The sequence below is a fragment of the Micromonospora globbae genome (assembly GCF_036184225.1).
Lineage (GTDB): Bacteria > Actinomycetota > Actinomycetes > Mycobacteriales > Micromonosporaceae > Micromonospora > Micromonospora globbae.
The window spans coordinates 1,872,969-1,885,373 of the sequence record NZ_CP108084.1; the positions used below are offsets into that span (position 1 = coordinate 1,872,969).

A 12,405-nucleotide genomic window follows, 5' to 3' on the forward strand; every position below is an offset into this window, starting at 1 on the left:
GAAGAGGGGACCGCGATGAGTGAACACGACCAGCACATGGCGGAGCTGCGGGAGATCGTGGCCGAGGTGCTCGAGGTGGAGCCCGAGGAGGTGGCCGACACCGCGGACTTCGTCGAGGAGTACGAGGCGGACTCGTTGCGGGCGATCGAGATCCTGGCCCGGATCGAGAAGAAGTACAAGGTGGAGATCCCGCAGGCCGAGCTGAACGAGATGCGCAGCCTCAAGGCCGTGCACGAGGTGGTGGCGCGGTACGCCGGCTGGCAGGACTGACATGAACCGGGTAGTCGTCACGGGGCTCGGCCCGGTCTCGGGCATCGGCATCGGCGTGGACGAGTTCACCGCCGGGCTGCGGTCCGGGCGGTCGGCCGCCGCGCCGATCCGCAGCTTCGACGCGACCGGCTTCCCGCACCGGTACGCGGGCGAGGTGCCCGCGTTCCGGCCGGAGGCGGTGCTGCGCCGGCTGCGGATCGCCGACTGGGGCCGTTCGGCGCTGTTCGCCGCGGCGGCCGCCCGGCTGGCCGTGACGGACGCGGGCCTGCCGCTGCCGGCCGCGGATCCGGGGCGGACCGGCGCGGTCATCGGCACCACGAGCGGCGAGTCGACGGTGGTGGAGCAGCTCGTGGCCGAGCTCGTCGACGGCGGCTACCCGGCCATGTCCGCCGAGGCGCTGCGCCAGGCGCCGGCCGAGCGGCTGGCGTACGCGGTGAGCGCGGAACTGGGGCTCGCCGGCGAGTCCGTCACGCTCGCCACCGCCTGCTCGGCCAGCAACTACGCCATCGGGTACGCGTACGACCTGCTCTGCAGCGGAGAGGCGGACGTGATGGTGGCCGGCGGCGCGGACTCGGTGTGCCGGTGGGCGCACGCGGGCTTCTTCCGCCTCGGCGCGCTGACCGAACGGCAGTGCCGCCCGTTCGACCGGGACCGCTCCGGCATCCTCACCGGGGAGGGCGGGGCGGCGTTGGTGCTGGAGACCCTGGACCACGCGCGCGCCCGGGGCGCCCGCATCTACGCCGAGGTGCTCGGCTACGGCGTCAACTGCGACGCCCACCACATGGTCGCGCCGAACGAGGACAGCGTGGCGGCCTGCATGCGGCTGGCCCAGGAGAACGCCGGGGTCAAGCCGGCGGACGTGGACTACATCAGCACGCACGGCACGGGGACCCCGGCCAACGACCTGTGCGAGGCGCGGGCCATCCGGGCCGTCTTCGGCGACCACGTGCCCCCGGTCAGCTCGATCAAGTCGATGCTCGGCCACACGATGGGGGCGGCGAGCGGCTTCGGCGCGATCGCTACCACCCTCGCGATCCGGCACGGGTTCCTGCCACCGACCATCAACTGGGCCAACCCCGATCCCGAGCTGTCCTGGATCGATCCGGTGCCGAACACGGCCCGCCCGGCCACCGTACGGGTGGCGCAGAACAACGGGTTCGCCTTCGGTGGCAACAACGCCATCACGATCTTCGGAGCGATCCGGTGACCGGCGTGGTGACCGGCTGCGGGGTGCTCTCCGCCGCCGGGGACTCGGTCACCGACCTGCTCGCCGCAGTCCGCGCCGGCAGCCTGGTGGGCACCGACGTCCGGGGACGCTTCGAGGAGCCGCTGCCGGCGGCCGAGGCGCCGGCGATCGCCGACTTCGACGTACGGCGGCTGCTCGGCCGCAAGGGCACCAGCTTCCTGGACCGGGCCACCGCGCTGGCGATGGTGGCCTGCGGGCGGGCCCTGGCCGACGGCGAGCTGACCGTGGACGACGACAACCGCCGCCGCGTCGGCGTGGTGCTGGGCACCACCACCGGCAGCCTGAAGTCCACCATGGACTTCTCCCGCGACACGCTCGTGCAGGAGAAGCCGTACCTGGTCAACCCGGTGCTGTTCCCCAACACGGTGATGAACTGCGCGAGCGGCCAGGCGGCCATCCGGTACGGGCTGCGCGGTGTGAACGCCACCCTGGCCGGCGGTCCGCTCGGGTTCCTGTACGCGCTGCGCTACGCGCTCAACGCCATCCGCCGCGGGTACGCCGACGCGCTGCTGGTCGGCGGGGTCGAGGAGTACACACCGAACACGGCGTGGGCGGCGGACCTGACCGGTGACGGCCCCGCCGGCGAGGCGGCCGCCGTCTACCTGCTGCGCCGCCCGGACGCCGCCGCGGCAGGGACGCCGCGCGCGGAGGTGCTCGCCGTGGCCACCGGCTTCCACCCCGACGACCCGGCCGAGGGACTGGCCGGCTGTGCCCGCCGCGCGCTCGCCACCGCGCACGTCCGGGCCGGCGACGTCTGGGCGGTCGCCGGCGGCGACCCGGACCCGGACACGCTGCGGGGCGTCGTGCCCGCCGCCGTCGAGCGGCTGCCGGTGCGACCGGCCCTCGGGGACTGCCAGGCCGCGACGGGCGCGCTCGCGCTGGGCGCCCTGCTCGGCCGGTACGCCGAGGACCCGGCCCCGCACGGGCGGCCCGCGCTGATCACGGGACGGTCCCGCGACGGCGGCGTCGCCGTGGCCGTGGTGAGGGGGTGGCGGCGTGCCGGCGACCATCACGGCTAGCGCGGTCCGCACCTGCTTCGGCGACGGTCCGGCCACCTGGGCGGCCCTGCTGCGGGGCGACTGCGGTGTCGCGCCCCTCGATCGGGCGACGGCGGAGCAGGTCGGCGTCGGGTCCGGCTACCCGATCGCCGACGGCGGGTCGTTCCGGCCGAGCCGGTGGCTCGCCGACTGCGTGCGGGAGGCGTTGGCGGCAGCCGGCGTCGATCCGCGCCGGCAGCGGGTCGTGAGCCTCGTCGGCACCGGTCTGCGGGAGTCCGCGGAGGTGGAGCGGGCCGCCCTGGCCGGCGTCGTGGACTTCCCCGCCGAGCGGCTGCACTTCGGCGGCGCGGTCGCCGCGGCGGCCCCCGGGGTGGAGCGGGTCGTCACGCTGGCCAACGCGTGCAGCGCCGGCGGGCACGCCCTCGCGCTCGCCCAGGACCTCGTGGAGACGGGCGACGCGGACGCCGTCCTGGTCGGCGGCACCGACGGCAGCACCGCCTCGATGCTCGCCATGATCGGCCGGGTCGCGAGCCGGCCCACCGAGCGGGTGCGGCCCTTCGACGCCGACCGCGCCGGGGTGCTGCTCGGCGACGGCGCGGCCGTCCTGGTGGTGGAGCGGGAGCGGGGCGACGGGGGCCTGGCGCGGTTGCTGGCCACGGGGCTGTCCTGCGACGCCGGCCACGAGACGGCACCGGACCCCGAGGGCATCCTGCGGGCCGTCCGGGACGCGCACGAGCGCGCCGGCCGCCGCCCCGACCAGATCGACCTCGTGCTGGCCCACGGCACCGGCACGGCGCTCAACGACGCGACCGAGGCGCACGTGCTGGCCGAGGTCTTCGCCGGCTGCGCGCCCGGCCCGCTGGTCACGGCCGTCAAGGGCGCCGTCGGGCACACCTCGGGCGGATCGGCGCTGCTCAGCGTCGCCGTCGCCGTCGAGGCCCTGCGTACCGGCCACGTGCCGCCGATCGCCGGGCTGGCCCGGCCGGCGCCCGAGGCGGCCGGGCTGCGGCTGGTACGCGGCGAGGCCGTCCGGGCCGACCCGCGGGTCGCGCAGGTCGACGCGTTCGGCTTCGGCGGCCTCAACGCGGTCACCCTGCTGGAGGCCGTCCGATGACCACCCTCCGCCACGTCGCCACGCCCCACCCGGCCGCCACGGCCGGCCTCGGGCCGCGTGCGGCGGCGGGCGAGCCGGTGGCGGCCGTGCTCGCCGCGGCGCTGCACCTGCCCGGCGTCGACGCGCTGCCGGCCGACCTTCCCGGCGCGCGGGCGGCGACCGTCGAGGAGCCCGCCTGCCCGCCCGAGCGGGCCGCCGACCTGCTGGGCCGCAAGGGCCTGCTGGCGAAGGAGCCCGCCACCCGGCTGGCGCTCTGCGCCGTGCACCGGGCGCTCGGCCTGCCGGCGAAGGCGCCCCGCCGCACCGGGCCGGCGGACCCGCGTACCGCCGTGGTGGTCAGCTCCAACCTCGGCAACGTCGCCACCGTCGGCGACATCGCCCGCCGGCTGCGCGACGGCGGCCCGCGGGAGGTCGGACCGTTGGAGGCGCCCAACGCGTCCAGCAACGTCATCGCCGGTGCGGTCGCCATCTGGTTCCGGTTCGGCGGGCCCAACCTCACCGTCTGCTCCGGCGCCACGGCCGGGCTGGACGCGATCTGGCTGGCCGGCCTGCTGCTGCGGACCGGCCGCGCCGACCGGGTCGTGGTGGTGGGCACCGAGCCGGACGACGCGCAGGCCCGGGCCCTGCACGCGGCCCGGCGCGGTCGCGCGGACGGGCGGCCCCTGCGCGCCGGCGCCGCCTGCCTCCTGCTCGGCCCGGTCGACGGGCCGGGCGAGCCGCTGGGTCTGCTCGGGCCGGTCCGCGCGGTCGGCGCCGACGGTGCCTCCCCGGCCGCCCCGGGGTCCGCCGACGACACCGTGCCCGGGTCGGTCGACGGTGACGTGCCGGGGTCGGTCGACGGCACCGTGCCCGGGCCGGTCGACGGCGCTGTGCCCGGGTCGGTCGACGGCGTGCCGCCGGCCGCCCCGCGCCTGGTCGACGACGCCGTCCTGCCCGGCGACCACTACGGCGCGGCCGGGGTCGTGCACACGGCGGTGGCGCTGCGGCTCCTCGCCGGGACGCCCGCCGTCCGGGTCCGCTGCGGTGACCCGGCCGACGGGTTCCGCGAACTCACGGTGACGGGGGCGGGACGATGACCGGCACCCCACCCCCGGCCCCCGTGCACCCGGTCGCGGGCCGCGCGGCCGGCGCGCCGACCGTCCTGCTCGTGCACGGCATGTCCGACACCTGGCGCAGTTGGGGTCCGCTGGCGGCGCTGCTGCCTACCGGCTGGCGGTCGGTCGCCGCCGAACTGCCGTGGAAGGCCGGCACCGACCACGGGTGGCGGCGGCGGGGCACCCCGGGAGCCTGGCTCGCGGCGACCGTCCGTGCCATGGCCGAGCCGCCCGACGTCGTGGTGGGGCACTCGCTCGGCGCGAACGCGGTGCTGGAGATGATCGCCACCGAACCGGACGTCACACCCCGCGGCGCCATGCTGATCGCACCCTTCTACTGCCCGCCCGACCTGCCGGTCACCTGGGCGGTGCACGAGCGGGCACAGGCGAACTTCGTGCAGATCATCGACGAGGGGCTGCGCAACCGGCTCGGCGAGCGCCTGGCCGGGTTGGACGCCGAGACGCTCGCGTCCATGCGGGACATCATGGTGGACCGCATCGGCCCGGTCGGTTTCACCACGCTGTTCGACCACTTCACGGCCACCGCCGGACTGCCGCTGCACGCCGTCACCGTGCCGACCATGGTGCTCACCGGCGGCCGGGACCCGAGCCTCGACGGCCCCCGGGCGACGGCCCTGCGGGCCCAGCTGCCCGACGCGCACGTCGTCGTCGAGCCCGAGTTCCACCACTTCTGTCATCTCGACCAGGCGACCGAGGTGGCCCGGCACGTCGCGGGCTTCGTCGAGAAGGTCTGCCCGGATTCCGTGATCCGAGGAGGTACGCCGTGACCACGGCGGTCCAGAACGCATCCGTGACCCTGTCGGCCCGACCCGGGTTCGAGGGGGCGAACATCCGCACCTGGATCGGGTTCAAGCACTTCGCCTACCTGGTCGAGCAGGGCGTCCTGCAGTGGTTCCGGGAGCGCGGGTACGGCCCGGGCCGGCTCTACCACGAGCACGGCGTGGGACTGTCCGTCCGGGACTGCTCGCTGCTGCTGCCCGCCGTGCTCGACGTGGACGACGAGGTGACCGTCACCGTGACTCCCGGCGCGGGTGGCCGCTTCGCCGTCCGGCTCGGCGTCCGGCGCGGCGACGACCCGGGAAACGCCGAGGTCACCGCCTGCCGCTCCCGCGTACGCGTCGCCCTGGTCCGTGAGCCGGAGGCGCCCGGCTCGGCGCCGGTGCCGTCCGAGCTGGCCGGTCTCGTGGAGGAGCCGGGCGTCGGCGAGGTGGGCGTACCGGCCGGCGACGACCCGGCGGAGACGCTGCGCGCCGCGGGCGCCGGTTTCGTCTGGCCCTGGCGGGTGCCCTACTTCTACTGCCAGTACTCCGAGCGCATGCAGCACTCCGGCTACGTGCGTGTGCTGGAGGAGGTGGTCGACCGGTACCTCGCCGACCGGGGCGTGTCGGTGGGGCGGATGCTGCGCGAACGCGGCTGGATCCCCGTGGTCTCCCGAGCCCGGATCGAGGTGCGGGGCGACGCCCGGCTGGAGGAGCCCATGTGGGTCACCTTCACCGTCACCGACCTGCTGAAGGACGTCACGTACGACGCGCGGATGGACTGCCACGTCGTCCGCGACGGGCGCCTGGTCCGGGTCGCGACCGCCACCATCCTGCACGGGTACGCGGTCAGCCGCGGCACCGAGGCCGGCCGGCTGGCCACCCTCGACCCGGACACCGCCGCCGCCATCACGGCCGGAGGTCGCTGATGGCCGCCCGCAAGCCCCGGCTGTACTTCTCCTTCCGCAGCCCGTACAGCTGGCTGGCCGTGGAGCGGCTCACCCGTGCCCTGGGCCGGCCGCACGAGGTGCTGGAGTTCATCCCGTACTGGGATCCGGACGCCCGCACCGAGGCGGCGCTGACGGCCCGCGGCGGAGCCTTCCACTACGTGCAGATGAGCAAGCCCAAGCACCTCTACCTGCTCCAGGACGCCAAGCGGCTGGCGCGGCGCCTGGACGTGCCGATGCGCTGGCCGATCGACGTGGACCCCTGGTGGGAGCTGCCCCACCTGGGCTTCCTCGCCGCCCGCGAGCACGGTGCGGGGGAGGCGTTCTACCGGGAGGTGATCGCGGCCCGGTGGCAGCGGGGCGAGGACGTCTGCACCCCGGAGGTGCTCACCGGCGTCGCCGAACGGGCCGGGGTGGACCCCGCGGTGGTACTCGGCGCGGTCGACGACGAGGCGGTCCGGGCCGCCGGGGTGGACTGCCTGATGCGGGCGTACGAGGAGGACATCTTCGGCATCCCGTACCTGCGGCTCGGGCCGCACCGCTTCTGGGGCGTCGACCGGGTCGACGACTTCCTCGCGGCGTACGCCGGGACGGGCGCGCCGGTCCCGGTCCCCGAGCCGGTGCCGGCCGGCGTCGGCTACGACACCGACACGGGAGGCGGCTGTGGCTGAGCGACGCGACCCGGACCAGGAGCGGGCGTACCGCCGCCGGCAGCTGGTCCTCACGCTGCGGGCCTTCGCGCTGGCCGGCTTCGACGAGGGCGCCGGCGGCCACGTCACCGCCCGCGACCCGATCGAACCGGACACCTTCTGGATCAACCCGTTCGGCCGGCACTTCGGCCACGTGCGGGACGACGACCTGCTCCGGGTCGACCACGCCGGCGAGGTGGTCAGTGGTTCCGGCCGGATCAACCCGGCCGGGTACGCCATCCACTCGGCCATCCACAAGGCGCGCCCCGACGTGGTGGCCGCCGCGCACACCCACTCCATCCACGGGAGGGCGTTCTCCGCGCTGGGCCGGCCGCTCGCCCCGATCACGCAGGACGCGTGCGCGTTCTTCGAGGACCACGCGGTGTACGACGAGTACGGCGGGGTGGTGCTCGACGGCGCGGAGGGGGACCGGATCGCCGCGACCCTGGGCACCGGCAAGGCCGTGATCCTGCGCAACCACGGGCTGCTCACCGTGGGCGGGTCCGTCGCCGAGGCCGCCTGGTGGTTCCTCGCCATGGACCGCTGCTGCCAGGTGCAGCTGCTCGCCCAGGCCGCCGGTGAGCTGGTGCCGATCCCCGACGCCGCGGCCCGCGCGGCCCGCGCCGACATCGGCACCCCGCAGATCGCCCGGTTGAACTTCCGGCCGGTCGCCGAGCACGTCCTGGCGGTCAGCACCGACCTGACCTCCTGAACCCACTGCCAGACAGGAGTTGCGAGATGGCCGAGCTGCTGGAGCACCTCGTCCGCGACCGGGCGGACGAGGTGGCGCTGGTCGACGAGACCGCGACCTCGACGTGGGCCGAGCTGGACCGGTCGGTGGACCGGTGGATCGCGGTGCTGCGCGGCGCCGGCCTCGACGTCGGCGACCGGGTGGCGTTCGTGCTCGGCAACCGGCGTGAGACGTTCGAGGCGCTGCTCGCCTGCGTGCACGCCGGACTCGTGGCGGTGCCGGTGAACTGGCACCTCACCGCGCCGGAGATCGCCCACATCGTGGCCGACTCCGGCGCCCGCGCGGTGCTCACCGAGGCCGCGTACGCCCCGACCGTCCGCGCGGCCGTGGACCTGGTGCCCGAAGCCCCCGACCTGCTCGTCACCGTCGACGGCGGCGAGGGGTTCGCGCTGGCCGCCGACCTGCCGGCGGGCCCGCCGGTGCCGGCGGTCTCCGGCGGCGTGCTGCTCTACACCTCGGGCACCAGCGGCCGGCCGAAGGGGGTGGTCAACCCGCTGCTGGTGGTCGGCGCCCCGGTGGAGCGGGTGGCCGGCACCACCGCGGCCCTCGGTGACGGGCTGGGCATCCCCACCCGTGGCCGGGCCCTGCTGGTCGGCCCCTGGTACCACTCGGCGCAGCTGTTCTTCGCCCAGTTCCCGCTGCTGCGCGGCTGCACCCTGGTGATCCGCCGCCGGTTCGACCCGGTGGAGGTGCTGCGCGTGATCGACGAGGAGCGGATCAGCATCAGCCATCTGGTGCCGACCCAGTTCATCCGCCTGCTCCGCGTCGACGAGGCCACGCGCGCGGCGTTCTCGGGTGCCAGCCTCGCCCGGATCTGGCACGGCGGCGGCCCGTGCCCCCCGGAGACGAAGCGGGCGATGATCGACTGGTGGGGGCCGGTGTTCGTGGAGTACTACGCGGCCACCGAGGCCGGCATCGTCACCCTCGCCGACTCGCAGACCTGGCTGGCCCGCCCCGGCACGGTCGGCCGTCCGGCGCCCCCCACCGAGGTGGTGGTGGTCGACGAGGACGGCAAGCCCGTGCCCGCCGGGCAGGAGGGCCGGGTGGCGGTGCGCCGCCCGCCCGGCCGCGGTTTCCACTACCACAACGCTCCCGAGCAGACCGAGAACGCCCACGTCGCCCCGCACACCTTCACCGTCGGGGACCTCGGCTACCTGGACGACGACGGCTACCTGTTCCTCACCGGACGCTCGGCCGAGCTGATCGTCTCCGGCGGGGTGAACATCTACCCCGCCGAGGTCGAGGGGGTCCTGCTCGCCCACCCGGCCGTCCAGGACGGGGTCGTCATCGGCGTCCCCGACCCGGAGTTCGGCGAGCGGGTCCACGCCCTCGTGCAGCTCGACCCCGACTGGCCGGCGACGGACGTCGACCGGGTGCTCGACGCGCACTGCCGGACCGCCCTGGCGGGCTTCAAGGTGCCCCGCTCGTACGAGGTGGTGGACCGGATTCCGCGCGAGCCCACCGGGAAGCTGCCCCGACGCGCCCTGCGGGACCGCTACCAGCACGATCCGGCGCCGCCGACGCGGCTCGCGGACCCGGCCACCTACCTGGCCGGCGTGCCGCACCACGAATTCGCCCGGCTCCGCCGTGAGGCTCCGGTCGCCTGGGTGGACGAGGTCGAGCTGACCCGCACCGACGGGGACGGCCGGACGCGGTCGCGCGGCCGGGGCTTCTGGGCGGTGACCCGGTACGCGGCGGTGTCCGAGGTGTCCCGTGACCCGGTTACGTTCTCCTCGGCGGCCGGCGGCGCGTTCCTGGCCGACCCCCGGACCACGGAGGACCTGGAACGCAACCGGCAACTGCTGATCAACATGGACGCTCCCGAGCACACCTGGGTACGCCGCCTGGTGGCCGGCGTGTTCACCCCCCGGGCGGTGGGCCGTCTCCGCGACATGGTCACCCGGCACGCCGAGGAGGTCGTGGCCCGGGCGGTGGCGGCACGGGAGATCGACGTGGTGGCCGACCTCGCGGCCGAGCTGCCGCTGCTCGTGCTCACCGACCTGCTCGGCATGCCGCCGTCGGACCGCAAGCTGCTGTTCGACTGGAGCAACAACCTCGTCGGCTTCGACGACCCGCGCTACGGCGGCGGCAGCGTGCAGCGCTACCGGGACACCTTCGCCGCGGCCTTCGCGTACGCCCGGCAGCTGGCCGCCGAGCGGCGGGCGCGACCGACCGACGACCTCGTCAGCCTGCTCGTGCACGCGCGCTCGGACGGGCGGGGCCTGACCGACGCCCAGTTGTGCCAGCTGTGGCTGCTGCTCGTCATCGCCGGCAACGAGACCACCCGGCACCTGATCTCCAACGGGGTGCAGGCGCTGCTGGAGCACCCCGACCAGCGCGACCGGCTGATCGCCGATCCCACCCTCACGGCGTCCGCCGTGGAGGAGCTGCTGCGGTGGGTCACTCCGATCATGCAGTTCCGCCGGACCGCCACGCGGGACACCGTGCTGGACGGCACCCGGATCGCCGCCGGGGACAAGGTGGTCATCTGGTACGCCTCGGCCAACCGGGACCCGGCCGTGTTCGCCGATCCCGACCGGTTGGACCTCGGCCGCGACCCGAACCCGCATCTGGCCTTCGGTATCGGGCCGCACTTCTGCCTCGGCGCGCACCTGGCCCGGCTGGAGATGACGGCCTTCCTCACCGCGCTGCGCCCGCACCTGGCGGGGCTGCGGCTGACCGGGCCGGTGCAGCGCATGCGGACCAACTTCATGAACGCGATCACGGCGATGCCCGCCCGTTTCGACGCCGTGCCGGAAGGTGAGTGACCTGATGCCCCTGGAGCTGCACTGGTTCCTGCCGTCCCACGGGGACGGCCGCGACCTCGCCGAGCCGACCCGCAACGGCCCCCGGCCGGCGCGGGTCACCCGTCGTCCACCGGAGATCGGCTACCTGGCGCAGGTGGCCCGGGCCGCCGACCGGCTCGGGTTCGCCAGCGTGCTCACCCCGGCCGGGCTGTTCTGCGAGGACCCCTGGGTGGTGGCGTCCGCGCTGGCGGCGCAGACCGAACGGCTCAAGTTCATGATCGCCCTGCGTCCGGGCCTGGTGTCGCCCACCCTGGTCGCCCAGATGGCCGCGACCCTGCAGCGCGTCTCCGGCGACCGGCTGCTGCTCAACATCGTGGCGGGCAGCGATCCGGACGAGCAGCACCGGTACGGCGACTGGCTGGACCACGACGCCCGCTACGCGCGGGCCGAGGAGTTCCTCACCGTGCTGGGCGGCGTCTGGTCGGGCCGGCCGTTCGACTTCGCGGGCGAGCACTACCGGGTGCGGGGCGCCATGCTGGCGCGGCCTCCGGTCACCGTGCCGACCGTGTTCCTCGGCGGGTCGTCGCCGGCGGCGCAGCGGGCCGCCGCCCGGCACGCCGACGTCTACCTCGCCTGGGGCGAGACGCCGGCCCTGCTCGGGGAACTGCTCGCCCGGGCGCGGGACCTCGCGGGCGAGGCGGGCCGTACGCTGCGCACCGGCAGCCGGCTTCACGTGATCACCCGGGACACGGCGCGGGAGGCGTGGGCCGAGGCCGAGCGGCTGCTGGCCGGCGTCGACAAGGCGCGCATCGAGGCCGCCCGTACGCGGTTCGCCCGCACCGAGTCCGAGGGGCAGCGGCGGGCGGCGGCGCTGCACGCCGGCGCCAACGACCGGATGGAGGTGTACCCCAACGTGTGGGCCGGGTACTCGCTCGTCCGGCCGGGGGCGGGCGCCGCCCTGGTGGGCAGCCACGAGGAGGTCGCCGAGCGGATCGCCGAGTACCACGCCGCGGGCGTCGACCACCTCATCCTGTCGGGGCAGCCGCACCTGGAGGAGGCGTACTGGTTCGGTGAGGGGGTGCTGCCGCTGCTGCGCCGCGACGGTCTCCTCGACGCCCGGGCCGAGCAGGCGCCCGCGCTGGCGGTGCGCGGATGACGTCGCCCGCCCCGGAGCCGTCCACCGCGTACCTGCCCATGACGGTGGTCATCGGCAACCCGAAGCCGCACTCCCGGACGCGGACCGTGGCGCTGGCGGCCGCGTCCGCGCTGCACCGGCGGCTGACGGGCTGCGCCACGCCGGTCGGCCCGCCGGCCGTGGTCGACCTGTCCGAGCTGGCCGCCGAGCTGGTCGGGCAGGGCGGCCGGCCGGAGGTGCTCGACGAGGTGCTGGAGTCCGTACGCCGTCCGGGCCTGCTGCTCGTGGCTAGCCCGACCTTCAAGGCGGCCTACAGCGGCCTGCTGAAGCTCTTCGTGGACGTGCTGCCGCGCGGCGCGCTCGCCGGCGTGGTGGCGGTGCCGCTGATGACCGCCGCCCGCTCCGGGCACCGGCACGTCGTCGACACCCACCTGGGCGCGCTGCTGTCGGAGGTGGGGGCGTGCGTGCCCACGCCCGGCCTGTGCGTGCTCGAGAGGGAGTTCGACACGGCCGAGGTCGGCATCGGGCGCTGGCTCGACCGGGCGGCGCCGGCGGTCGCCGGGGCGCTGGCCAGCGCTGCCGGTCGGGGCTGAGGCCGCGCGGCGTCCGTGCCTCGCGCCGCCCGGCCTGCCCGG

General features: G+C 75.7%; 12 protein-coding genes. All 12 read left to right on the forward strand.

Annotated elements, in window-relative coordinates; all coding sequences use genetic code 11:
- Positions 1-15 precede the first annotated feature (15 nt).
- Genes OG994_RS08305 through OG994_RS08360 form a run of 12 tightly spaced genes read left to right on the forward strand, consistent with a single transcriptional unit; the run spans position 16 to position 12,363 of the window.
- Positions 16-270 (forward strand): acyl carrier protein, encoded by a 255-nt coding sequence (locus OG994_RS08305; RefSeq protein WP_120330777.1) that lies wholly within the window; start codon positions 16-18, stop codon positions 268-270.
- A 1-nt stretch (position 271) separates the two neighbouring features.
- On the forward strand, positions 272-1,477 hold the full coding sequence (locus OG994_RS08310) for a beta-ketoacyl-[acyl-carrier-protein] synthase family protein (RefSeq protein WP_120330778.1): 1,206 nt from the start codon (positions 272-274) through the stop codon (positions 1,475-1,477).
- Entirely contained in the window at positions 1,474-2,535 is a 1,062-nt protein-coding gene (locus OG994_RS08315; RefSeq protein WP_328852730.1) for a beta-ketoacyl synthase N-terminal-like domain-containing protein, read from the forward strand. The genes OG994_RS08310 and OG994_RS08315 overlap by 4 nt, the downstream gene beginning before the upstream one ends.
- Positions 2,513-3,628, forward strand: coding sequence for a beta-ketoacyl synthase N-terminal-like domain-containing protein (locus OG994_RS08320; protein WP_328852731.1), 1,116 nt, complete (start codon positions 2,513-2,515; stop codon positions 3,626-3,628). Before OG994_RS08315 ends, OG994_RS08320 begins: the two co-directional genes overlap by 23 nt.
- A complete protein-coding gene (locus tag OG994_RS08325; RefSeq protein WP_328852732.1) occupies positions 3,625-4,704 on the forward strand; it encodes a beta-ketoacyl synthase N-terminal-like domain-containing protein in 1,080 nt (359 codons plus the stop codon). Before OG994_RS08320 ends, OG994_RS08325 begins: the two co-directional genes overlap by 4 nt.
- Positions 4,701-5,510, forward strand: coding sequence for an alpha/beta fold hydrolase (locus OG994_RS08330; RefSeq protein ID WP_328852733.1), 810 nt, complete (start codon positions 4,701-4,703; stop codon positions 5,508-5,510). Before OG994_RS08325 ends, OG994_RS08330 begins: the two co-directional genes overlap by 4 nt.
- A complete protein-coding gene (locus OG994_RS08335; RefSeq protein WP_328852734.1) occupies positions 5,507-6,430 on the forward strand; it encodes an acyl-CoA thioesterase in 924 nt (307 codons plus the stop codon). Before OG994_RS08330 ends, OG994_RS08335 begins: the two co-directional genes overlap by 4 nt.
- Positions 6,430-7,119, forward strand: a complete 690-nt coding sequence (locus OG994_RS08340) for a 2-hydroxychromene-2-carboxylate isomerase (RefSeq protein ID WP_328852735.1) — start codon at positions 6,430-6,432, stop codon at positions 7,117-7,119. The genes OG994_RS08335 and OG994_RS08340 overlap by 1 nt, the downstream gene beginning before the upstream one ends.
- Positions 7,112-7,849 (forward strand): class II aldolase/adducin family protein, encoded by a 738-nt coding sequence (locus OG994_RS08345; protein ID WP_120330784.1) that lies wholly within the window; start codon positions 7,112-7,114, stop codon positions 7,847-7,849. The genes OG994_RS08340 and OG994_RS08345 overlap by 8 nt, the downstream gene beginning before the upstream one ends.
- A 26-nt stretch (positions 7,850-7,875) precedes the next feature.
- Positions 7,876-10,656, forward strand: coding sequence for a cytochrome P450 (locus OG994_RS08350; RefSeq protein WP_328852736.1), 2,781 nt, complete (start codon positions 7,876-7,878; stop codon positions 10,654-10,656).
- 4 nt (positions 10,657-10,660) lie between these two features.
- A complete protein-coding gene (locus tag OG994_RS08355; RefSeq protein WP_120330786.1) occupies positions 10,661-11,791 on the forward strand; it encodes an LLM class flavin-dependent oxidoreductase in 1,131 nt (376 codons plus the stop codon).
- Positions 11,788-12,363, forward strand: a complete 576-nt coding sequence (locus OG994_RS08360; protein WP_120330787.1) for an NADPH-dependent FMN reductase — start codon at positions 11,788-11,790, stop codon at positions 12,361-12,363. The genes OG994_RS08355 and OG994_RS08360 overlap by 4 nt, the downstream gene beginning before the upstream one ends.
- Positions 12,364-12,405 lie beyond the last annotated feature (42 nt).

Coding starts and splice junctions, on each gene's coding strand:
- OG994_RS08305 (WP_120330777.1), top strand. CDS start 16: ATGAGTGAACACGACCAGCACATGGCGGAGCTGCGGGAGATCGTGGCC.
- OG994_RS08310 (WP_120330778.1), top strand. CDS start 272: ATGAACCGGGTAGTCGTCACGGGGCTCGGCCCGGTCTCGGGCATCGGC.
- OG994_RS08325 (WP_328852732.1), top strand. CDS start 3,625: ATGACCACCCTCCGCCACGTCGCCACGCCCCACCCGGCCGCCACGGCC.
- OG994_RS08330 (WP_328852733.1), top strand. CDS start 4,701: ATGACCGGCACCCCACCCCCGGCCCCCGTGCACCCGGTCGCGGGCCGC.
- OG994_RS08340 (WP_328852735.1), top strand. CDS start 6,430: ATGGCCGCCCGCAAGCCCCGGCTGTACTTCTCCTTCCGCAGCCCGTAC.
- OG994_RS08350 (WP_328852736.1), top strand. CDS start 7,876: ATGGCCGAGCTGCTGGAGCACCTCGTCCGCGACCGGGCGGACGAGGTG.
- OG994_RS08355 (WP_120330786.1), top strand. CDS start 10,661: ATGCCCCTGGAGCTGCACTGGTTCCTGCCGTCCCACGGGGACGGCCGC.
- OG994_RS08360 (WP_120330787.1), top strand. CDS start 11,788: ATGACGTCGCCCGCCCCGGAGCCGTCCACCGCGTACCTGCCCATGACG.